The sequence below is a fragment of the Afipia sp. MLSD5-FHT05B12 genome (genome assembly GCF_058793355.1).
In genome coordinates, this window is sequence record NZ_JBXAFS010000008.1 from 120847 (window position 1) to 142952 (window position 22106).

Below are 22106 nucleotides of genomic sequence, written 5' to 3' on the forward strand. Positions count from 1 at the left end.
CCCTGTTTGCAAGGAAGACGCGTTAATGCGTTTCCATCTCCGGCACCAGCGACGGAGCTTTTTCGCCATCGAGTTCCGGCAGCCGTGCAATCAGAGCGCGCAGGCGCTGCGGCATATCGGGTGACTCGCGGCTCAACGCATCGCGCAGTCTCTCGCCGATGCCCTGCCAGACGGCTTCGCTATGAAGGTGATCGAGACGGACATCAGGAGCGTTCAGTCGGGGCGCCATCAGCCTGCTCCAATTCGTTTCAATCTTGAATCAATACCACAGGATAATGCGATGACCGTGGTTCGGGTTCGCGACTTTGCCGCGCATGGTTTGAAATCGGTAAAATTTTATATGTTCGGGAACCGGGAACCCGCGATAAAAAAAGCCCCCGGGCAGGATCGCTGCCGGGGGTGGGAGTCTGGGAGGAGCGGATGTGATCCGCTTAGAAGCAGACGTTCACGATCCGATAGCGAAGGCCATACGGTGTGTTGACCAGGCGCTTCACGTAGCAGCCGCCGTAGCCACCGCCGTAACCGCCGGCGAAGAAGCCGTAGCCGCCACCCCAGTGGCCGTGATGGTGATGATGATGCCAGCCGCCTTTCCAGCCTTTGGCCGAAGCCGCGGTGGGAAGCATTGCGGCGGTGGACAGAGCGGCGACAGCGGCCAGTCCAAGAACGAGTTTGCGCAACATGACAAGTCTCCTTCGGTTTGGCGCGGGGCGCCGTTGAGGTGTCCCTGCATGTCTGTCGATGCCTCCGCGAGGACGGTTCGATCCGCTGCGGGGGTGCGACAAAAAGAACCGGCCGCTTGTGGCGGCCGGTGCAAGTCTGGGGAGACAGTTCGTGCAGGTCTGGATCAGTAGCAGCGGTTCACCAGCCGGTAGCGGTAACCCCATGGCGTCGGAACCAGACGGCGCACGTGGCAGCCGCCATAGCCGCCGCCGAAATAAACCGGGCCGCCGGCGAAGCGTGGACCGCCCCAGCCGCGGTGGAAACCGCCACCGTGCCAGCCGTGTCCGCCGTGCCATCCATGGGCGGAAGCCGCGGACGGCGTGAATGCAGCTGCGCCAAGGGCTGCGACTGCGGCGCATGCGAGAATGAGTTTACGCATCTGAGATCTCCTCGAATTCGATCCAGGCGCAGCGCCGGGCGCCCTTGCTGATGTTCGTGGGCAACCGATGCCGGCCTACGCTGACACGCTAGTGCAGCGATCCTGAACTGAACCGGCATGGCCCCGTCAGGCAGCATTCATCTCGATGAAGTCGCAGTAACTTTCGGGAGGGTCTTGGCAGACGCTTGCCGTAGAGGTATCGGGAGCGGGATGCCGCCCACCCCTGAGGCGGGCTTCTGGTATACCAGCTTGCCGTTGCATCACCGCGCCGTTATAAGCGCGGCAACCTTCCAACACACTTCCAAGGACAAGTTATCATGGCGATTGAGCGTACTTTTTCGATTATCAAGCCGGACGCGACCGCGCGTAACCTGACCGGCGCCGTCAACGCCATTATTGAGAAGGCCGGACTGCGTATCGTTGCGCAAAAGCGCATTCTGATGACCCGTGCGCAGGCCGAGACCTTCTATGCCGTACACAAGGCGCGTCCGTTCTTTGGCGAACTGGTCGACTTCATGATCTCCGGTCCGGTGGTTGTTCAGGTTCTCGAAGGCGAGGGCGCCATCCTGAAGTATCGCGACGTCATGGGCGCGACCGATCCATCGAAAGCTGCCGAAGACACCATCCGCAAGGCGCACGCCAAGTCGATCGGCGAGAACTCGGTGCATGGTTCGGACGCTGCCGAGACCGCAGCGATCGAAATCGCGCAATTCTTTTCGGGGAATGAAATCGTCGGCTGATAAACAGCAGGCAATAAAACGGTCGGGGGATCTTTCACGTGAACTGGATTGCGCAGATTTTCGATCCCGCCACACTCGGCGGTCTCATCACTCAGTTCGAGAATGAGATTCAGCAACCACAGTTCTGGGTCGCGCTGACCAAGATCATCTGGATCAACGTGCTGTTGTCCGGCGACAATGCGTTGGTCATCGCGCTGGCGTGCCGCGGGCTGCAACCCAAGCAGCGCGTCTGGGGCATGATCCTGGGTGCGGGTGTTGCGGTCGTTCTCCGCATCGTCTTCACCTTCATCGTCGTTACGCTGATGACGATGCCGTTCCTGAAACTGATCGGCGGGCTCGCACTGCTGATGATCGCGGCGAAACTCCTCGTTCCTGAAAAAGGAGACGAGGACGGCGTGCAGGCCGCAGCCCATCTGTGGGCCGCGGTGCGTATCGTTGCCGTCGCCGACATCATCATGAGCCTCGACAATGTCATCGCGGTCGCTGCCGCTGCCAACGGCAGCGCCATCCTGCTGATCCTCGGCCTCGCCATCAGCATTCCGATGATCGTGGCTGGCGCAGCGCTTATCATGGCGCTGCTCGATCGCGTGCCGGCCCTGGTATGGCTGGGCGCAGCGCTGCTCGGCTGGATCGCGGGTGAGGTGATTGCCACCGACCCCGCCGTTGCTCCCTGGCTGCACCGCTTGCTCGATGGCCACATCGCGCTCGACGTCGACACCACGTCGACCATGTTCGGCTTCGCCAAGCATCTCAAGTTGAATGGTGAGATCGGGGAGCTTGCGCTCGCGGTACTCGGCGTGATCGTGGTGCTGGTGGTCGGCTCGATCTGGAGAAAGCGCGCATTGCGCGAGCAGCATGAAGCGCCGGCGGCGGCGTAAGTCAGCAACGTGAGGTCGTCCCCGGCGAAAGCCGGGACGAGGCTGTGGAATTACACAGATCAGATTCGCCGCTCAGCCGCTCACCACTTCAGTTCAACGCCCACCGTTCCCTGATGTGACTCGAACCCGCTGCGGAACCTGCCGTCGTAGTTGGCATAAAGCCTTGCCGTATTGCTGAGAATCCAGGAGGCGGCGGCGCCCGCGTCGGCGCCGTTCCGGCTTTCGCGAATACCCTGCACGCCGATCGCGTTGTTGCCGAGGCTGACCTGCACGGCCCCGATATTCTGCGCGAAGTTGTCGACAAACTTGCCATAGACAGACACATCGATCGCCTGCTGGCCGACAATCCAGTAGTGCCCGAATTCAGCACCGGCCAGCACGCGGGCGCGCTCGCCATGTGCATCGGCAACCGCTACAGGAAGAAATCCTCCGGTCTCTGAGAAGCGGTCAGTGCGGGTCGAGACGTATTCGAGCGCCATCTTCGGCACGATGCGGCTCTGGCCGAACGAATAGGTGTAGTTGAACTCGCCGAGCACACCGTCGATGCTGCCGCGATAATTGGCGAATGCACTGCCGAGAGGGGTCGCACGGATCGAGTTGATCCGGGCAAAACCATGGACCGCGGCCATTGCCACGGTCCATGGTCCATTGACGTAGGAAGCGTTGATGCCGAGCTGCGTCATGCCGAGCGTCGCGGTTTGCAGCGCGAGCGGCACGTCAATCCAGGTCTGGCTCTGGTCGATGGAGAAGCCGACGTTCAGTCCGGGCGCGACAGTCGCGCCAATGCCGCCAACCACGCCCAGCGTCCCGCGCTTGTCGCCGACGAACGTGCCTTGCGCAGCGGTGCGCGCGCGGATGCCGTAGGTCTCAGCCCATGTCCGGTATAGCGGCTCGGCGGTGCTTTGCGATGCGCCGCCGCCTCCGGAATTATCCCGGGCGGCATATCCGTAGGTCGCTTCGCGTCCCAGACGCTGCAAAAAGCTGCTGCCAATGTCGAACTGCGATGCGTTGACCGAGAGTTGGGAATTATTATCGGTGACGCCGGGGGTGGGTGGGGCGAGCTGGGCGCTGGCGCTCGATGCCGCGCACAGGGCGAGCCCGGCCACAGTCGCGTGCAGCACCTTCATCCGGCTTATGCTCGGTCGCGACGCTGTCATTTTCATAAAAACGGGAACTCAAAAGGATTTGTTGCAACCGCGTTGTGCGATTTGCCCTGAATCAGCCGCTTGCGTCAACGTGCGGCCATGCCGGCTGCGGGCATTCGCACCCTCTGTGGTGCTGATGCCACAGGCATTTGTGGTGTTCCGCGGTCTTGCTAAGGCGAAATTTTCGTGTTGGGATTGTTGTCGCAATCGGATTTGGGCCGTTCGGCTGTGGATTTGGAAGACGCGACATCCTGCAAAACATTTGAAGCCCGCTGGCGGCGTGGCACGCGATGAGCGTGACCGCGTCTTTTTTTATTTCTGGACGAGGAGACGGACGTTGGCAAAAGGTACGGTGAAGTGGTTCAACCCGACCAAAGGCTACGGGTTCATCAAACCGGCGGTCGGTGACAAGGACGTGTTCGTACACATCTCGGCGGTCGAGCGGGCGGGACTTTCAACCCTCAATGAAAATCAGACCGTCGAGTATGATCTCGTGGAAAATCGCGGCAAGTCATCGGCGGAAAATCTGAAAATTTCCTGACTTCGCGATATAGCGGAATGCGCTGCTCCTCCGGCTAATTTGCCAAGCGCTCAATCACGAGGTCGAGAAGTCGGCGCAGGCGAGCAAGCCGTTTCAGGTCGCGATGGTAGCCGACATATGTTTCGCGGCTCGGAGGATCTTCGCCGAGATCAATTCGCCTCACGCCTTCGAGAGCATCGCCGAGCGGTCTTGGCAAAACTGCGAGGCCGGTACCTAGTGCGCACAAGCGCGCCTGCACGTCGCGATTATTGCTACGTGAGACGACATGAGCATGTGGCAGGATGCGCTTGAGCCAGATCGCGTCGGGCATTCCGCCGAAAGCCGTGTCCATGGTGATAAGCGGCGTTCCCCGGCCATCGCCTGCACGTGGATCAAAGCCGCTGCCTGCCTTGAGGTAGACGCCATACTTGATGATCATCAGCCGGCGTGAAATCACCTCGGGCTCGTCAAAGGGGCTGATCCGGAAAACGACGTCAGCCTCTCGGCGGGAAAGGCTGTAAAAGCGAGTGTCCGTGAGTAGCTCCACCACGACGCGCGGCTGTAGTTTCGCGAACTCTGCAAGAACCGGCGCAAGCAAGTGAGATCCGAACCAGTCGGAAGATGAAACGCGAAGCAGGCCGTCGAGCTGCTTGTCCTTGCCACCGATCTGGCGCTCGAGAGAAAGCGCATCCTCTTCCATTCGTTCAGCGTGAGCGAGAACAGTCGCGCCTTCGTCTGTCAGCACGAAGCCTTCCCCTGTGCGCTGAAACAGCGTCTGGCCCAGCGATTGTTCAAGGGCGCGTAGCCGCCGTCCCATGGTGGGCTGACTCTGTCCGAGCTTACGTGCCGCCGCGCCGAGCGAACCTTCCCGAGCGATCGTCAGGAAAATTCGTAAATCGCTCCATTCCATGTGAAGCACCCATTCAATTATGAATGGTGATACTGCGATATATTTGAGTTTCAAACAATAATGCTTGGCTTAGTTAGGGGCGGCGCTCACACAGAAAGATAACCCCATGACCCAAGCCAGTTTGATGAAAGCTGTCATTGCCGATCGTCCTGACTCGCCGCTGAGGATCGAGACGGTCCAACGGCCTGATCCCGCAGCCAATGAAGTTCTGGTCCGGATCAAGGCGAGTGCAGTCAATCCGCTCGATCTCAAGATCCGCGCCGGACAGGCGGCACATGCGCGCCAGCCGCTGCCAGCTGTTCCGGGAATCGATCTCGCCGGCGTCGTTGAAAAAGTCGGTGCGGGCGTGACAACATTTCGTCTGGGCGAGGAAGTCTACGGGATAACCGGCGGAGTTGGTGGAATACAGGGTTCGCTCGCAGAATATGCCGCCGTCGATGCCGATTTGCTGGCCCTCAAACCGGCCAACTTGAGCATGCGCGAGGCTGCATCTCTGCCACTCGGCTTCATCACCGCATGGGAAGGACTCGTCGATCGCGCAGCGGTCCATGCAGGGCAGAAGGTGCTGGTCCATGGCGGCGCCGGAGGCGTCGGACATCTCGCGATCCAAATTGCCCGTGCCTTCGATGCGGTCGTATTCGCAACCGGATCAAAAGCAAGCGCTGAGATAATCGCGCGGCTCGGTGCAACGCCGATTGATTATCGCGCCGCGTCGGTCGAAAGTTATGTGGCTGAGCATACCGGCGGGCAAGGCTTCGATATTGTATTTGATACCGTGGGTGGCGCGACGCTTGATGCCTCATTCAATGCGGTCCGCCGCTTTGGTCATGTCGTCAGTGCGCTCGGTTGGGGCACGCATGCGCTTGCACCACTTTCATTCCGGGCCGCAACCTATTCAGGCATCTTCACATTGTTGCCATTGCTGACCGGAGAAGGTCGGGCGCACCATGGCGCTATCATGCGGGAAGCCACAAAACTCGCGGAGGCCGGCAAGCTGACACCGCTTGTCGATGCACGGCGCTTCACCCTTGCGGATGTAGATGCCGCGCATGAGGCAGTCCGTAGCCACACTGCATCGGGCAAGATCGTAATCGATATTGCAGAGATCAGTTGATCGCGGGCGAGATCAGCGCGTCGTCGGGATTGCCGCTCGCGTCGATCTTGCACAAGCCGTTCTCCAGCCGCGTGCGGCCACTGGCGACGAGGCGGAGTGCATCCGGGTAAATCCTGTGCTCGACGCCGAGTACACGGACACCAAGCGTGTCCGGCGTATCGCCGTCATGCACCGCTACCGCGCCCTGGATGACGATGGGGCCTGAATCCATTTCCGGCACCACGAAATGAACCGTCGCGCCGTGAATCTTGACGCCATCGGCCAGCGCGCGCTCGTGGGTATGTAATCCCTTGTAGGATGGCAGCAGGGCCGGATGGATGTTGAGCATTCGCCCGTCCCACTGCTTGACAAACCACGGTGTCAGCAGGCGCAGGAACCCCGCAAGGCAAACAAGCTCGATGTTGTGAGCAATCAGGACGTCGTGCAACGCGCGCTCGTAGGCTTCGCGGTCCTTGCCGAACGGCTTGCTCTCGACGGTTGCAGTCTCAATCCCGGCGTCATGCGCTTTCGCGAGCCCGCCGGCGCCTGCGATGTTGGAGATCACGAGAACGATTTCGGCGGGATAGTCCCTGGCTTTCGCGGCCTCGATCAGCGCGGTCATGTTCGAGCCGCGTCCGGAAATCAGAATGGCGACGCGTCGTCGTGCCATCTCAATCCGCCAGGTTGAGGTGGCCGTCGTAGATCACCCGCTCGTCGCCCGAGGCCTCAATGACTTCGCCGAGATCGACCACGCGTTCGCCGTTCTGCGCGAACACGTCCATCACCTCGGTGAGCTGTTCGCGCTTGACGATCGCGATCATGCCGATGCCGCAGTTAAAGGTGCGCAGCAGCTCGAGTTCGGCGATGTTGCCCTCGGCGGCCAGCCACTTGAACACCGGTAGAACGGGGACGGCAGTCAGATCGATGCGGACGCCGAGATGCTTCGGCAGCACGCGCGGAATATTGTCCGTGAAGCCGCCGCCGGTGATGTGCGCGAGGCCCTTGACCGCGCCGGTCTGGCGGATCGCCGCAAGGCATGACTTCACATAGAGCTTGGTCGGGGCGAGCAGCGCGCCGCCGAGCGTCATGACGGGCGCGAAGGGCGCCGGGGCGTCGAACGTCACCCTGGACTTCTCGACGACTTTGCGCACCAGCGAGAAGCCGTTGGAGTGAACGCCGGATGAGGCGAGTCCGATCACCGCGTCGCCGGGGCCGATGTCCTTGTGCGGAAGCAGCGTGCCTCGCTCCGCAGCGCCCACGGCGAAACCCGCGAGATCGTAGTCGCCGTCCTTGTAGAGGCCGGGCATCTCGGCGGTCTCGCCGCCGATCAGGGCACAGCCGGATTCGCGGCAGCCCTCGGCGACGCCCGCCACAATCGAAGCGGTGGCCTCGGGGTCGAGCTTGCCGCAAGCGAAGTAATCCAGAAAGAACAGCGGCTCCGCGCCCTGAACCACGAGGTCGTTGACCGACATCGCCACGAGGTCGATGCCGATGCCGCTGTGGATGCCGGTCTCGATGGCGATCTTGACCTTGGTGCCGACGCCGTCGGTGGCGGCGACCAGTATGGGGTCCTTGAAGCCGGCGGCCTTGAGATCGAACAGCCCGCCAAATCCGCCGATTTCCGCATCGGCACCCGCCCGCGCGGTGGCGCGCACCAGCGGTTTGATGAGGTCCACGAGCCGGTTTCCGGCGTCAATATCGACGCCGGCGGATGAATAGGTGAGGCCGGATTTTTGGTCAGTCATGCTGGGACTTGCGAACCACCACACTAGGATTCCGAGAGTTAGCCGGTGGTTACGTCGGATTTTGCGCTGGCGCAATGGCTAGTGTCCTGAATCCGAAGTTCGCCCGGTTTTACAGCGTCTTCCGTAGCGAACTTCGGATTCAAAAGGACACTAGAAGACTATAATTCTAGTGTGGTTTTGGTTCGCAAGTCCGCAATGAACGCGCTGCGTTAACGATGCGGACTTGCGAACCACCACACTAGGGGCAGGCTGTGCATAGCTAGGAGAAAGGCCCTCGGGCGGTCAGCGGCGTCCCCATATCCTATGCAAGCCGTCCGAGGCCCGTTAAAACAGGAACAGCCGGGAAAAAGTCGCGTGAATCTGCCGAACATCATTACCCTGGGCCGCATCCTGCTGGTGCCGGTCATCGTCTGGGCCATCGCGTCGAACCAGATGACCATCGCCTTCGTGATCTTCGTGGTGGCGGGGGTCAGCGATGCCATCGATGGGTTCCTCGCCAAGCGATTCAACATGACCACCGAGATCGGAGCGCTACTCGATCCCGTGGCGGACAAGGCGCTGCTGGTCTCGATCTATGTTACGCTCGGGATCTCGGGCGACATCCCGCGCTGGCTGGTCATTCTTGTGGTGTCGCGCGACTTCATGATCGTGGGCGCGGTGATCATCTCGTGGCTGCTCGACAATCCGGTTCCGATGAAGCCGCTGATGGTCTCCAAGCTGAACACCGTTGCGCAGGTGGCGTTCGCCGCGCTGGTGCTGGCCTCGCTCGGTTTCCAGTTCAATGCGTCGCCCTATGAGGTCATTCTGGCGGGTTTCGTGACGGTCTTGACGCTGCTTTCGGTGTCCTTCTATCTCGTGGAGTGGGCACGGCACATGAGCGCGACCGCGCCGATCCCGTGATACATTTCGGAAGTCGCATGTTGTGCAGGTCGATGCGCTCGGCCGGGAGTATTGCGTGATAGCTCGCGTTCGCCCTCGTCAGTTGGCCCTTGCGCTGCCCCATGCGGAAAGCCTGACGCGCGACAATTTCCTTGAGGGCTCGGCCAACGCACAGGCGCTTGCGCTCACCGACGCATGGCCCGACTGGCCTAATCGCGTCATGATGCTGGTGGGGCCGGAGGGCAGCGGCAAAAGCCATCTCGCGTCAATCTGGGCGGATGAAGCCGGCGCCCGGGCGGTTGCCGCCCACACTCTGACCCCAGCTAACGTCCCCGGCGAACTCGCGACCGGCGCGCTTGTGGTGGACGATCTCAATCCGGCGGCCTTCGACGAGCGGGCGCTGTTTCATCTTTTGAATCTCGCGCGCGAAGACGAAGCCTATGTCCTGATGACGGGGCGAACACCGCCCGCGGCCTTTCCAGTGGAATTGCGCGATCTGCGCTCGCGGCTGCGCGCGGTGCCGGTGGTTACCCTGACCCCGCCGGACGACCAGTTGTTTCGCGCGCTGATCGTGAAGTTCTGTGCCGACCGCCAGATGACCGTTGACGAGAGTCTGGTCAGTTATCTCTCGACCCGCATCGAGCGGTCGTTCGCTGCGGCGCGGCGGACGGTCGAGATGCTGGATGAGGAGGCCCTGCGGCGTGGCGGACGGGTGACCAGGGCGCTGGCCGCGGAACTGCTGAAAGATCCTGCGGCCTGACCGCACAGGGGCTTGGTCGTTAACGGGTCCTGGCTCAGGATGTCATCGAACTGTCATGAGACTGGCACATTGTCTCAGTGGAACGGGACTAAGGTCCGGCCTGATGACATCGTATAAGGTTTCGCTTCATGGATGCCGTGCAAGCTACTGTAAAAAAAGAAGAAAATGAAGTAGTTTCGACCGTTTCCTCAATCGGATCGAGCCCGGAACGCTTCATCAACCGCGAATTGTCGTGGCTTCACTTTAATCGCCGTGTGCTGGAAGAAGCGGTCAACCCGAACCATCCGATGCTGGAGCGGGTCCGGTTCCTGTCGATTTCCGCCAACAACCTTGATGAGTTCTTCATGGTCCGCGTCGCGGGCCTCAAGGCGCAGGTCCGTGAAGGTATCACCGAACGCAGCCCGGACGGCTCGACCCCCACAGAACAGCTCGCCAAGATCAACGAGACCGTCTCGAAGCTTGCGAGCGACCAGCAGGCGATCTGGCGCGACTTGCGCGGCGCGCTCGCCGAAGTCGGCATCGTTCTGGTCGACGGCAAGGACGTCACCAAGGCCGAAAGCACCTGGATCGAGGATCACTTCCTTCACAATATTTTCCCGCTGCTGACGCCGCTGGCGATCGATCCGGCGCATCCGTTCCCGTTCATTCCGAGTCTCGGTTTCACCATCGCACTGCATCTGGCGCGCGTCTCTGACGGCAAGGCGATGAACGCGCTGATCCGCATGCCGGGCAAGATCGACCGCTTTATCCGTTTGCCCGCGGGCAAGGACGGTTCGGTTCGTCTCATCACGCTTGAGCAGGCCACGGCGCTGTTCATCGGCCGCCTGTTCCCCGGCTACGTGGTCAAGGGTGAGGGTGCGTTCCGCATCATCCGCGACTCCGAACTGGAAATTGAAGAAGAAGCCGAGGATCTCGTTCGCCTGTTCGAGTCGGCGTTGAAGCGCCGCCGGCGCGGATCGGTGATCCGTCTTGAAATCGAAGCCACCATGCCCGACGAACTGCGTGCCTTCGTGCAGCGTGCGCTGTCGACGCCGGATGACGACGTGTTGCTGGTCGATGGCGTGCTCGCCATGAACGAGCTGTCGCAACTGACGCGGCTCGATCGTCCCGATCTCGAATTCACGCCCTACGTCCCGCGTCATCCGGAACGTGTACGCGATCACGGCGGCGATATCTTCGCAGCAATCCGGCAGAAGGATCTCGTCGTCCACCATCCTTATGAATCGTTCGACGTCGTCGTGCAGTTCCTGCAACAGGCGGCTCGCGATCCCGATGTCGTCGCCATCAAGCAGACGCTGTATCGCACCTCGCGCGATTCACCGATCGTGCGCACGCTCGCCGAAGCCGCCGAAGCCGGCAAATCTGTGACGGCGCTGGTCGAACTGAAAGCGCGCTTCGACGAAGAAGCCAACATCCGCTGGGCGCGCGATCTTGAACGCGCCGGCGTCCAGGTTGTCTACGGATTCCTTGAACTCAAGACTCACGCCAAGCTGTCGCTGGTGGTGCGCCGGGAAGGCGCGGGGCTCACGACTTATGTCCACGCCGGTACCGGCAACTATCATCCCGTCACCGCGCGCATCTACACTGACCTGTCATATTTTACGTCTGATCCGGTGATCGCGCGCGATGCCGCGCGTGTCTTCAACTACATCACCGGCTATGCGGAGCCGCGCGACATCGAGAAGATGGGCGTGTCGCCGCTCACGCTGCGCAAGCGGATGCTTGAGCACATTCACGGCGAAGCGAATTTCGCGCGGCACGGCAAGCCGGCGGCGATCTGGATGAAGATGAACTCGCTGGTCGATCCCGACATCATCGACGCGCTCTACGAAGCCTCACAGGCCGGCGTTTCGATCGATCTGGTGATCCGCGGAATCTGCTGTCTGCGTCCCGGTGTTCCCGGACTTTCAGAGAACATCCGGGTCAAATCGATCATCGGCCGGTTCCTGGAACACGGGCGAATCTATTGCTTCGGCATGGGCCATGGCCTGCCGAGTGCGAAAGCTGCTGTGTATATCTCGTCGGCGGATATGATGCCGCGCAATCTCGACCGCCGTGTCGAGGTGTTGTGCCCGCTGCAAAATCCTACGGTGCATCAGCAGGTTCTCGAACAAATCATGGTCGCGAACCTGAAGGATAATGAACAGAGCTGGCAGTTGTTGCCGGATGGGTCGTCAACGCGTATGAAGGCCGCGAAAGGCGAGGAACCTTTCAATGTGCATGATTATTTCATGACGAATCCGAGTCTGTCAGGCCGTGGAAAGTCGCTTAAAGAATCTTCGCCACGCCGTCTTACGCGCCGTTCGGAGCGTTAGTGGTTCGAAGAACGAATCCGTGAGCCCGGCACTCGTTCGCGAGCGTCCTCGTGCTGCGCGCAAGCCATCGAAGAGCGTCGCTGTCATCGATATCGGATCGAACTCGGTTCGTCTTGTCGTCTATGAAGACAAGACGCGCAACCTCGCACCGATCTTCAACGAGAAAACGCTGTGCGGTCTCGGCCGCGAAGTGCAGTCGACCGGGCTACTTGCAACCGATGCCGTCGAGAAGGCGCTGGCCGCGCTAAAGCGGTTCAAGGCACTTTGCAAAATCATGAAGGTTGGCGAGGTCCATGCGATCGCGACGGCAGCCTGCCGCGACGCGTCCAACGGGCCGGACTTCATCGCCAGGGCCGAGCGCATCTGCGGCTGCCCCATCAATATCCTGTCCGGCGCGCGCGAGGCGAAGTTGTCCGCGCTCGGCGTCGCGTCAGGCGTCTACAAGCCGGACGGCATCGTCGGCGATCTCGGCGGCGGCTCGCTCGAACTTATCGATGTGCGCGGCCATCGCATTCGTTCAGGTACGACACTGCCGCTCGGCGGCCTCGCGTTGCAGGATGCGTCGCAAAAATCGCTGAAGAAGGCGGAGCGTATCGTCGCCGCCGGGCTGACCGGACTGCCACAGCTCAAGGCGGGCGCGGGCCGGACGTTCTATGCGGTCGGCGGCACTTGGCGCGCGCTGGCGCGCATCCATATCATCCAGAGCGGCTATCCGCTGCACGTGATGCACGGCTACACCATTCCGGCGAACGATGCGCTGGATTTTGTACGGCGGCTTCGCCGTCTGGCCGCGAGCAATACGCTCGCCGATATCGAGACCGTGGCAGATGCCCGCCGCCCGCTGCTGACCTACGCGGCGCTCGTACTCGAATACATTATCCGCGTCGCGAAGCCGAAGAGCATTGTGTTCTCGACCTACGGCGTCCGCGAAGGACTGCTCTATGAGATGCTGCCTGAAAAGGAACAGCAGAAAGACGGGCTGATCGCCACGGCGCAGACGATGAACGAGTTGCGCGCGCGTTCGCCGCGCCACGCCGACGATCTGATCGTGTGGACCGACAAGCTGTTCCGGGTCGCGGGCCTGCGCGAAAGCGATGACGAGAAGCGGCTGCGTCATGCGGCGTGCTGGCTGTCGGACGCAGCCTGGCGCGCCCATCCTGATCATCGCGGCGAGCAATCGCTCGATTTCATCATCAACGGGAATTTCGGCGCGGTGACCCATGAGGGCAGGGTGTTTCTCGCGCTCGCGGCCTACTATCGTTACGCCGGATTGAACGCGGAGAACGAGGCGCCGGAAGCCGTGCGTGCGCTCATTCCGCCCGCGATGGTCGATCGCGCCCGCCTGGTTGGCGCCGCGTTCCGCGTTGCCTTCATGATCTCCGCGGCGCAGCGCGGCGTGTTGCCCCACACGCATTTCCGCAATCAGAGCCGCAAGCTCATTCTGGTGTTCGACAAGCGGGCCACCGACCTTGCCGCCGACCGTGTCGCCAATCGCTTCAAGCAACTGGCGCGCCTGATCGGACGCACCGCCACGATCGTGAAGCAATAGGTCCGTCCCATCGGAAATCGGGTGGAACGCCTGTCGCGGTTGACCTAGTTCGGGGGCCGGAGACAGGAGCCCGAACATGGTCGCAGCAGCAAAAGTCAAAACTTCGGCGTCGCAGGCACCGATGCGCATCACGGAGATGGACTGGCCCGACATCACAACGCATCTCGACGGCAATGGCTGGGCTGTTCTGCCCCGGCTGCTGTCACCCGATGAATGCGGTTCGCTCGCCGGTCTCTATGGCGAGGACGGTATCTTCCGTAGCCATATCATCATGGAACGGCACGGCTTCGGGCGCGGCGAGTACAAGTATTTTTCCTATCCGCTGCCGGACATCATCTCGGCATTGCGGACGGCGCTGTATCCGCAGCTGGCGCCGATCGCCAACCGCTGGAACGAGTCGATGGGGATCGGCGTTCGTTATCCCGCGGCGCATGCTGATTTCATCAAGCGCTGCCATGAGGCCGGCCAGGCGCGGCCGACGCCGCTGCTGCTCCAGTACAACGCGGGCGACTACAATTGCCTGCATCAGGACCTGTACGGCGAGCATGTATTTCCGTTGCAGGTCGCGATCCTCCTGTCGGAGCCAGAGCGCGATTTCACCGGCGGCGAATTCGTGCTGACCGAGCAGCGACCGCGCATGCAGTCGCGCGCGGCGGTGGTGCCGCTGAAGCAGGGCGATGCCGTGGTGTTCGCGGTTCATCAACGTCCGGTGCAGGGCACGCGCGGGACTTATCGCGTCAATCTGCGCCATGGCGTCAGCCAGCTCCGCTCCGGTCACCGGCATACGGTCGGCATCATTTTTCACGACGCCAAATAGGCTGCGGCAGGCGGCTGGCGGCTTTGCCGGTTTGGCGCCTTTGTCGCGTTGGCACGGTTGTCGCATATGACCACGTTCGATAAGACCGTGTGTCCGCAATCAAAGCCGAAGCCAAAATGAGCAATGCCACCCTGGACCGCGTCGTCAAGGAAATCGCCGGCGAGATAATGGAACGAAAGGATCGCGGAGAGGTCGCGACCTATATTCCGGAACTGGCTGGCGTCGATATCAACTCGTTCGGTCTCGTCGTGGTCGATTCCAGCGGACATGTCGCGGCGGGTGGTGATGCCGATACGGCGTTCTCGATTCAGAGCATCTCCAAGGTGTTCACGCTGACGCTGGCGCTGGGCATGATCGGCGACAAGCTGTGGCAGCGGGTCGGGCGCGAGCCGTCGGGCAGTCCGTTCAATTCGATCGTTCAGCTTGAGCGCGAACGCGGCATTCCGCGCAATCCCTTCATCAATGCCGGCGCGATCGCCGTCACCGATGCCATTCTGTCCGGGCATCAGCCACGGGAAACGCTGGGCGAAATTCTCAGGTTCATGCAGTTTCTGTCAGGAGACGCGTCGATCAAGATCGACGAGTCTGTCGCGGCCTCGGAGCAGCGCACCGGTTTTCGCAACATCGCGCTTGCGAATTACATGAAGTCGTTCGGCGTCATCGAAAATCCGGCGGAACTGACGCTCGGTGTCTATTTCCATCAATGCGCCATCGCGATGTCATGCCGTCAGCTTGCGATGGCGGGGCGATTTCTCGCTCACTCGGGTCGCAATCCATCGACGGGATTTCTGGTTGTTCCGGCGGAGCGCGCGCGGCGCATCAACGCTGTGATGCTGACGTGCGGGCATTACGATGGCTCGGGGGAGTTCGCTTATCGGGTCGGTCTGCCGGGAAAGAGCGGCGTGGGCGGCGGCATCCTGGCGATCGCGCCGGGCAAGGCATCCATCGCGGTCTGGTCGCCGGGTCTCGATGCCAACGGCAATTCCCGGCTTGGCCGTGATGCCCTTGAAACCCTCAGCAAGCGGATGGGCTGGTCGATCTTCGGCGCATGACGGGCTCGGGTGTGAGCCCAAAGTAAAAGGGCCGAAGCTTTGTGCTTCGACCCTTTATTTGACGTCGCTGGTCACCGGGCGGTCAGGCCACCCGGGCGTCATGCGGGCGGGCGGCATCAGTGTTCGCTGCCCCGTTTGGCATCCTCAATGGCGGCTTCGTGGTACCAGCCGCTGCCGGAGGCTGCGTAGTCCAGTGTCGGCCTGACGGGCTCGCTACGGCTGCTGAGCGCCGCGCGGCCGCCAACAGGGAATTGGTAGATCTTGGCCGTCGGCTGGGTCGAATTAGGTGTCATTCCAGTCTCCTCTCGTTGCGCTCTTGTCGCGTGGAGGTCTAACGTAGGAGGAACGCACGTCTTTTGCGCGGTTTGCCCTATAAAAAGCAGGCAAATGCATACAATTTGCGCATCTTCGATTCTGCGCCTTCACTCAGCATGCACCTGAAATCTTAACGCTCTCGCACTTGCAGGGTTTCCGGACTCCTGCTGCATAAATCCCGCCGCCGCCAAACGAGGCAGGTGAAAAAAGTGGCGCAAAAACATGCAGTCGGTCGAGGAGGGTCACGCGAATCACCCCAGGTCGGGTCCGGCGGGACCGGGCGCGAGGGTGAGCCGACCGAACCGCGATCACAGTCCCTGAGGGGGCTGGTTGGCACGTTAAATGCTTGTTAATGCGTCAGCCGTTTGCGGCCGGGTCCCCTCGGCGGCTAAACCGGCCGGGAATTTAGCGCCGCAATCTTTCATTCAAGAGAGACCGAAATGACAAAGTACAAGCTCGAGTACATCTGGCTCGATGGCTATACGCCGACCCCAAGTCTTCGCGGAAAAACCCAGATCAAGGAATTCGATGCGTTTCCGACCCTCGAACAGCTTCCGCTCTGGGGCTTCGACGGAAGCTCGACCCAGCAGGCCGAAGGCCACAGCTCGGACTGCGTTCTGAAGCCTGTCGCTGTCTATCCTGATGCCACGCGCATCAACGGCGCTCTGGTGATGTGCGAAGTCATGATGCCGGACGGCAAGACTCCGCACAGCTCGAACAAGCGCGCGACCATTCTCGATGACGCCGGCGCGTGGTTCGGCTTCGAGCAGGAGTACTTCTTCTACAAGGATGGCCGTCCGCTCGGCTTCCCGACGGAAGGTTATCCGGCTCCGCAGGGGCCGTACTACACTGGCGTTGGTTTCAAGAACGTCGGCTCGGTCGCCCGCGAGATCGTCGAAGAACACCTCAACCTATGTCTCGCCGCCGGCATCAATCACGAAGGCATCAACGCCGAAGTGGCGAAGGGCCAATGGGAATTCCAGATTTTCGGCAAGGGCTCCAAGAAGGCCGCTGACGAAATGTGGATCGCGCGTTACCTGCTTCTGCGTCTGACCGAGAAGTACGGCATCGATATCGAATTCCACTGCAAGCCGCTCGGTGACACCGACTGGAACGGCTCGGGCATGCATGCCAATTTCTCGACCGAGTACATGCGCACGGTCGGCGGCAAGGACTACTTCGAAGCCCTGATGAAGCAGTTCGACAAGAACCTGATGGATCACATCGCCGTCTATGGCCCGGACAACGACAAGCGTCTGACCGGCAAGCACGAGACCGCGCCGTGGAACAGGTTCAGCTACGGCGTGGCCGATCGCGGTGCTTCGATCCGCGTTCCGCACTCCTTCGTCAACAACGAGTACAAGGGCTACCTCGAAGATCGCCGCCCGAATTCACAGGGCGACCCCTACCAGATCGCTTCGCAGATCCTGAAGACGATCTCCGAAGTTCCGACGGGTGCCAAGAAGGCAGCAGCCTGAGTGCTTAGGGCCAAGCTATCACAGATAGCTTGAGCCAACTCTTTTGGTTCAAGTGACCGCCGGGCGGAAGTGCAAGCTTCCGCCCGGCTTGTTTTTGCGGACTGCAATTCCCGGAATCGGGTGGAAGCGTTGTCCTGAATCGGTTGAAGTGGAGTGGGGGCGGCGAGGCCGCGCCGTTCACTTTGGGGCCGATGATGCGTGATCTGTTCGACGGCGATATTGTGGAATTGCGCGATGTGCGGCTCGCGCCCGGCGCGATGCTGTTCGCTGGCTTTGCGCAGCCGCAGGAAGCGTCCTTGATCGATGCGGTGAATGCGATCATCGAACGCGCGCCGTTCCGCCATCTCGTCACGCCTGGCGGGCATCGGATGTCGGTGGCCATGACCAATTGCGGCAGGGTCGGCTGGGTCAGCGACCGCACCGGCTATCGCTATGATCCCATCGACCCTGAAAGCGGTCATCCGTGGCCGCAGATGCCAGCCGTGTTTGCGGATCTGGCTGCACGTGCCGCCGCCAAAGCAGGCTTCGCCGATTTTCGCCCCGATGCCTGTCTTATCAATCGCTATGAGCCGGGCGCCAAGCTGTCCCTGCATCAGGACAAGGACGAACTGGATTTCGGCGCGCCGATCGTTTCGGTGTCGCTGGGATTGCCCGCGACATTCCTGTTCGGCGGCCTGAACCGTTCCGACAAGACGACACGCTACAGGCTAACCCATGGCGATGTGGTGGCGTGGGGCGGCCCGTCGCGGCTGGCCTATCACGGCGTGATGCCGTTGGCGGACGGCGACCATCCACTGCTCGGCAGCCAGCGGATCAATCTGACGTTTCGCAAGACGCGCTGAAGCGTTTTCGTCGCAAGATGCGCAGAGGCCATTAAATAACCCTCGAACGGATTGCCAAATTTGGCGACTGTAAGCGGCCCTCAAGCATGACGTTCGGGTTGCTGTGACCGGACATCGCGAACAATTCATCGAATGAACGGCGAACTGGACTCCCCATCCACCCCGATGCGACGTAGCCTTGCCCTTGCAGCTGTCCTTCAAGCGGGGCCTGCCGAGTTTCACCAGAGGAACAGGCAGCGATCATGCTGTCGGCGGGCATCGGCCGTCACAATTCGCGAACTCTTTCGACGGCAGAACAGCTTAACTCGATGGAGGTTCGCCAATGAAGATCGCATTGCAAAGCGTAGTGATCGGCGTCGTTAGCCTCGCTGTGACCGGATCGACGGTTGCGGCTCAGACGACAGATGCTCACAAGGTCGTTCCCGCGCAGGAAATCAAATGGGTTGCTGCGCCCGCCTCGATCCCGCCCGGAGCAGAGGCGGCTGTACTCTATGGAGATCCTGGCAAGGAGGGCCAGTTTGCGTTCCGGTTGAAACTGCCGAAAGGCTATAGCATTCCTCCTCATACCCATCCGAAGCCGGAGATTGTCACTGTGATCTCAGGAACATTCCGTTTGGGCATGGGAGAGGCGGCCGATTCAAGCAAGGCCCAGCCCTTGGGGGCCGGTAGTTTCTTCGCCATGTCTCCAGGCATGGCGCACTTTGCCTACGCCGACGAAGAGACCGTTGTACAACTCAATAGTGTCGGCCCATGGAGCATCGTCTACGTCAATCCGGCTGATGACCCACGGAAAAAATAGTAGTTGTTGCTTGGCGGTCAGCGCATCGATCGGACATTTCGCAAATGCGCTGAATTCCGGTCGCGCCAGAATCTGATCGTTCGGTGACCCAGACCAGGTATCCGCTTGTCCCCGCGAAGGCGGGGCCTGGAGCTGAATTTCCGCGTCCTCGGGCATGAGCTGACAAGGCTGGAATCGGCGGTTGATTAAACGCTACTCCCGATCGATCCGCACCACGCGGCCCTTGTCGATCGCCAGCGCGAGGCGGCCCTTCTTCAGGGCAAGCGCAGCCTCACCAAACAACTCGCGGCGCCAGCCGTGCAGCGCGCCGACATCGGCGTTGTCGTCGGCGGCGATCTGTTCGAGATCGTCCACGGTCGCGATCACCTTGCTGGCGACGGCGTGACGTTCCGAGGTCATGCGCAGCAGCACTTTCAGCAGTTCCACCGTTGCGCCGCCGTTGGCGTTGCCGCGTGGCTTGTCGAGCTTCGGCAACTTGGTCAGATCGCGTGCGATGCCGCGCTTTACTGCGGCGAGGATGTCCTGACCCCATTTCGATTTGTCGAAGCCCTTCGGCAGCGAGCGCAGGCCGGCCAGGCGTTCAAGCGTGGTGGGCGCGTGGGTGGCGATATCGCCGATGGCATCGTCCTTCAGCACGCGCGAACGCGGCACGTCGCGGCCCTGCGCTTCCTGTTCGCGCCAGGCTGCGACCTCCATCAGCACCGCGAGTTCTTTCGGCTTGCGGACGCGGGTCTTGAGCCGCTCCCATGCGCGTTCGGGATGGAAGTCATAGGTCTTGGGCGAAGTGAGAACGTCCATCTCCTCGCTGACCCATTCGCCGCGGCCGCGCTTCTTGAGATCGGCGTCGAGCGCCGCGAATACGTCGCGCAGATGCGTAACGTCGGCGACGGCGTAAACAATCTGGTCCTGCGTCAGCGGACGATGCGACCAGTCGGTGAAGCGATGGGTTTTGTCGGGACGGTGACCGGTGATGCGTTCGACGAGCTGGTCGTAGGCGATGCTGTCGCCGTAGCCGAGAACCATCGCGGCGACCTGGGTATCGAACACCGGATGCGGAATGATGCCGGCGCGGTGGAAGATGATTTCGATATCCTGCCGCGCGGCATGGAACACCTTCAGTACGTTTTCGTTGGCCATCAGGTCGAAGAATGGCTTGAGGTCGATTCCCTCGGCAAGCGCGTCGACCACGGTGGCTTCGTCCGCGCTGGCCAATTGAACGACGCAGAGCAGGGGATAGTAGGTGGTTTCGCGCAAAAACTCGGTATCGACTGTGATGACGCGGTGTTTGGCGAGGCGATTGCAGACGGCGGTGAGTTCGTCGGTGGTGGTAATGATTTCCATGCGGGGGTTATGAACGCCTTGGGCGGATTTTTCCATGCGAAAATCGGCTGACAGGGCAAGCCGTAAGACATGGCCGGGGGCACCTCTTGTCCCGGTCTGAACCGGAAGCATGCACCGCGCGACCAATGATCGTTGCCGCAATGCACTATTTTCAGGGAGATTCGCCATGGCTGGGAGACTTCGTATCGGTGCCGCAGCCGCAGGCTTCATGATCGCATCGCTGGTTCCGGTCGTGGCCTCGGCGAACAACCTCAACGTCAACACCGGTCCCCACATCCCGATCAGGCCCCACGTCAATCTCAATTCGACGATTCATATCGACGTCAGGTCGCGCGCGTTTCACGACGTTGATCTCTCCGAAACCTGCCGTGCCGATGAGCGCATCAAGGTCAAGGGCAAGCGGGAATGGCGCTGCCGCCAGAATCGCTAAAGCCGCATTCCGCAAGGTGAAATCAACCCAGTGTGGTGGTTCGCAAGTCCGCATCTTTCCAGACACAAGCCCCGTATGCGGACTTGCGAACCAAAACCACACGAGAATAATAATTTGCTAGTGTCCTTTCGAATCCGAAGTTCGCTCAAGGATATGCCGCAGGGAAAGGCGAACTTCGGATTCGGGACACTAGCCATGCACGGCCGCAAGGGGGCTGCATTGCGTGCCTGAGTGTGATGAGGTGCGGCCTACATGCGAGCTTTGTCACCATCATGATTACTGGACTTGATCACGCCGTCATTCTGGTCCGCGACATCGAGGCCGGCGTTGCCGGCTATCAGACGCTGCTCGGCCGTGCGCCGGTGTGGCGTGCGCAAAGCGACGGCGCCGCCACCGCGATCTTCGTACTCGGCAACACCTCGCTCGAACTGATGGCGCCTGCGGGCGAGGGCGAAGCAGCCCACCGCGTCCGTGCCGCGCTTGAGAAGCAGGGCGAAGGGCTTGCCAGCCTGGCTTTCGAGGTCGAGGACATCGCGAAAACGCATCATCGGCTGACGCGGCTTGGCCTCTCGCCGGAAGCCATCAGCGATGGCGCGAGCAAGGACCTCACATCGGGCCGCGCGCTGACATGGAAACGCACCCGTGCGTCGGCGGAGTCTACTCACGGCATTCGGCTGTTTTTTCTTCAGCGCGGCGAGCGGCTCGGCTTGTCACCGGAGACGGCGTCGGCTCCGGTTGATGCGCTCGATCATCTGGTGATCGCGACACCCGATCCCGAACGAACCGCGGCGCTCTACGGCGCGCGGCTCGGGCTCGATATGAAGCTCGACCGGACCATTCCCACGCTGGGAACGCGCTTCCTGTTTTTCAGGACCGGCGGTCTGGTGTTCGAGGTCATCCATCGGTTGAAGGAGGGCCGGCACGACGGCCCTGACAAGATTTACGGCGTCTCATGGCGTGTCGCGGACGTTGCGGCGACGCGGACCCGGCTGGAGCAGGCAGGCCTTGAGGTGTCCGAATTGCGCGAAGGTCGCAAGCCGGGGACGCAGGTTTTCACGGTGCGGACCGGGACCTTTGGCGTCCCGACCATCGTGATCCAGCAGGACAAGCGCGAAGCCTAGCAGCGCTTCACGCCTGGTCTTCAAAGTGGCCGGCGGGCGCATTGTTTTTATTAAGCTTTTTCCCGCCATAAGGGAGCTTATCCGACACCATCCGGTTGCCGCGTTCCCTGCGCTCGGGTAAACCCTGCGCGCGCGCTCTAGTGTCCCGTATCCGACGTTTGCTTCTTTTCGCTGCGCGTTCTGAGCAAACGTCGGATACGACGGGACACCAGAAAGCTATGATTCTAATGATCCTTTGGTTCTGACATTCGTATAAGTGCCTGCGAAAGATACGATAC

At 61.2% G+C, this 22106-nt stretch carries 24 protein-coding genes; 15 read left to right on the plus strand and 9 right to left on the minus strand.

Annotated elements, in window-relative coordinates:
• Positions 1-22 precede the first annotated feature (22 nt).
• The 3 genes from AC1Q6J_RS13030 to AC1Q6J_RS13040 form a co-directional block, all read right to left on the minus strand.
• Positions 23-229: a hypothetical protein gene (locus AC1Q6J_RS13030; RefSeq protein WP_492279697.1), complete on the minus strand. Its 207-nt coding sequence runs from the start codon at positions 227-229 to the stop codon at positions 23-25.
• A 202-nt stretch (positions 230-431) separates the two neighbouring features.
• Complete coding sequence (locus AC1Q6J_RS13035; protein WP_492279698.1) at positions 432-680, minus strand: hypothetical protein; 249 nt, start codon at positions 678-680, stop codon at positions 432-434.
• 164 nt (positions 681-844) lie between these two features.
• The gene (locus AC1Q6J_RS13040; protein ID WP_492279699.1) at positions 845-1099 is read right to left on the minus strand and encodes a sulfur globule protein precursor; all 255 of its coding nucleotides are present in this window, start codon (positions 1097-1099) and stop codon (positions 845-847) included.
• 317 nt (positions 1100-1416) lie between these two features.
• On the opposite strand from AC1Q6J_RS13040, the gene ndk reads away from it, so the two are divergent.
• Together ndk and AC1Q6J_RS13050 are read left to right on the plus strand one after the other, a co-directional pair.
• Complete coding sequence (gene ndk / locus AC1Q6J_RS13045) at positions 1417-1839, plus strand: nucleoside-diphosphate kinase (protein WP_492279700.1); 423 nt, start codon at positions 1417-1419, stop codon at positions 1837-1839.
• 38 nt (positions 1840-1877) lie between these two features.
• Positions 1878-2717: a TerC family protein gene (locus AC1Q6J_RS13050; protein WP_492279701.1), complete on the plus strand. Its 840-nt coding sequence runs from the start codon at positions 1878-1880 to the stop codon at positions 2715-2717.
• Between the two features lie 80 nt (positions 2718-2797).
• Here AC1Q6J_RS13050 and AC1Q6J_RS13055 read toward each other — a convergent pair whose 3' ends face one another.
• Complete coding sequence (locus AC1Q6J_RS13055) at positions 2798-3844, minus strand: autotransporter outer membrane beta-barrel domain-containing protein (RefSeq protein ID WP_492279702.1); 1047 nt, start codon at positions 3842-3844, stop codon at positions 2798-2800.
• 355 nt (positions 3845-4199) lie between these two features.
• Between AC1Q6J_RS13055 and AC1Q6J_RS13060 the strand changes: the two genes are divergently transcribed.
• Positions 4200-4403, plus strand: coding sequence for a cold-shock protein (locus AC1Q6J_RS13060; RefSeq protein WP_492279703.1), 204 nt, complete (start codon positions 4200-4202; stop codon positions 4401-4403).
• A gap of 34 nt (positions 4404-4437) precedes the next feature.
• Here the strand turns inward: AC1Q6J_RS13060 and AC1Q6J_RS13065 are convergent, their stop codons facing one another.
• On the minus strand, positions 4438-5292 hold the full coding sequence (locus AC1Q6J_RS13065) for a LysR family transcriptional regulator (RefSeq protein ID WP_492279759.1): 855 nt from the start codon (positions 5290-5292) through the stop codon (positions 4438-4440).
• Between the two features lie 106 nt (positions 5293-5398).
• Between AC1Q6J_RS13065 and AC1Q6J_RS13070 the strand changes: the two genes are divergently transcribed.
• Positions 5399-6406: a zinc-dependent alcohol dehydrogenase family protein gene (locus tag AC1Q6J_RS13070; protein ID WP_492279704.1), complete on the plus strand. Its 1008-nt coding sequence runs from the start codon at positions 5399-5401 to the stop codon at positions 6404-6406.
• Here the strand turns inward: AC1Q6J_RS13070 and purN are convergent.
• Entirely contained in the window at positions 6399-7055 is a 657-nt protein-coding gene (purN, locus tag AC1Q6J_RS13075; protein ID WP_492279705.1) for a phosphoribosylglycinamide formyltransferase, read from the minus strand. The two genes, AC1Q6J_RS13070 and purN, sit on opposite strands and share 8 nt — an antisense overlap.
• A 1-nt stretch (position 7056) precedes the next feature.
• The gene (gene purM, locus AC1Q6J_RS13080) at positions 7057-8130 is read right to left on the minus strand and encodes a phosphoribosylformylglycinamidine cyclo-ligase (RefSeq protein WP_492279706.1); all 1074 of its coding nucleotides are present in this window, start codon (positions 8128-8130) and stop codon (positions 7057-7059) included.
• 354 nt (positions 8131-8484) lie between these two features.
• On the opposite strand from purM, the gene AC1Q6J_RS13085 reads away from it, so the two are divergent.
• From AC1Q6J_RS13085 to AC1Q6J_RS13110, 6 genes are all read left to right on the plus strand, one after another.
• On the plus strand, positions 8485-9030 hold the full coding sequence (locus AC1Q6J_RS13085; RefSeq protein WP_006020304.1) for a CDP-alcohol phosphatidyltransferase family protein: 546 nt from the start codon (positions 8485-8487) through the stop codon (positions 9028-9030).
• A gap of 55 nt (positions 9031-9085) precedes the next feature.
• Entirely contained in the window at positions 9086-9769 is a 684-nt protein-coding gene (locus AC1Q6J_RS13090; protein ID WP_492279707.1) for a P-loop NTPase family protein, read from the plus strand.
• A 128-nt stretch (positions 9770-9897) separates the two neighbouring features.
• The gene (locus AC1Q6J_RS13095; RefSeq protein WP_492279708.1) at positions 9898-12084 is read left to right on the plus strand and encodes an RNA degradosome polyphosphate kinase; all 2187 of its coding nucleotides are present in this window, start codon (positions 9898-9900) and stop codon (positions 12082-12084) included.
• A 19-nt stretch (positions 12085-12103) separates the two neighbouring features.
• On the plus strand, positions 12104-13633 hold the full coding sequence (gene ppx / locus AC1Q6J_RS13100) for an exopolyphosphatase (protein ID WP_492279709.1): 1530 nt from the start codon (positions 12104-12106) through the stop codon (positions 13631-13633).
• Between the two features lie 76 nt (positions 13634-13709).
• Positions 13710-14450 (plus strand): 2OG-Fe(II) oxygenase, encoded by a 741-nt coding sequence (locus AC1Q6J_RS13105; protein ID WP_492279710.1) that lies wholly within the window; start codon positions 13710-13712, stop codon positions 14448-14450.
• Positions 14451-14566: 116 nt separating this feature from the next.
• Positions 14567-15502, plus strand: a complete 936-nt coding sequence (locus AC1Q6J_RS13110) for a glutaminase (protein ID WP_492279711.1) — start codon at positions 14567-14569, stop codon at positions 15500-15502.
• Positions 15503-15618: 116 nt separating this feature from the next.
• Here AC1Q6J_RS13110 and AC1Q6J_RS13115 read toward each other — a convergent pair whose 3' ends face one another.
• Positions 15619-15795, minus strand: a complete 177-nt coding sequence (locus AC1Q6J_RS13115; protein ID WP_492279712.1) for a DUF2735 domain-containing protein — start codon at positions 15793-15795, stop codon at positions 15619-15621.
• 462 nt (positions 15796-16257) lie between these two features.
• On the opposite strand from AC1Q6J_RS13115, the gene AC1Q6J_RS13120 reads away from it, so the two are divergent.
• From AC1Q6J_RS13120 to AC1Q6J_RS13130, 3 genes are all read left to right on the plus strand, one after another.
• Positions 16258-17295 (plus strand): glutamine synthetase beta-grasp domain-containing protein, encoded by a 1038-nt coding sequence (locus AC1Q6J_RS13120; protein ID WP_492279713.1) that lies wholly within the window; start codon positions 16258-16260, stop codon positions 17293-17295.
• Between the two features lie 191 nt (positions 17296-17486).
• Entirely contained in the window at positions 17487-18137 is a 651-nt protein-coding gene (gene alkB, locus AC1Q6J_RS13125) for a DNA oxidative demethylase AlkB (RefSeq protein ID WP_492279714.1), read from the plus strand.
• 322 nt (positions 18138-18459) lie between these two features.
• Positions 18460-18936 (plus strand): cupin domain-containing protein, encoded by a 477-nt coding sequence (locus tag AC1Q6J_RS13130; protein ID WP_492279715.1) that lies wholly within the window; start codon positions 18460-18462, stop codon positions 18934-18936.
• Between the two features lie 192 nt (positions 18937-19128).
• Here AC1Q6J_RS13130 and rnd read toward each other — a convergent pair whose 3' ends face one another.
• Complete coding sequence (gene rnd / locus AC1Q6J_RS13135; RefSeq protein ID WP_492279760.1) at positions 19129-20277, minus strand: ribonuclease D; 1149 nt, start codon at positions 20275-20277, stop codon at positions 19129-19131.
• A 166-nt stretch (positions 20278-20443) separates the two neighbouring features.
• Between rnd and AC1Q6J_RS13140 the strand changes: the two genes are divergently transcribed.
• A complete protein-coding gene (locus AC1Q6J_RS13140; RefSeq protein WP_492279716.1) occupies positions 20444-20707 on the plus strand; it encodes a hypothetical protein in 264 nt (87 codons plus the stop codon).
• A 272-nt stretch (positions 20708-20979) separates the two neighbouring features.
• Positions 20980-21828: a VOC family protein gene (locus AC1Q6J_RS13145; RefSeq protein WP_492279717.1), complete on the plus strand. Its 849-nt coding sequence runs from the start codon at positions 20980-20982 to the stop codon at positions 21826-21828.
• Positions 21829-22106: the final 278 nt, after the last annotated feature.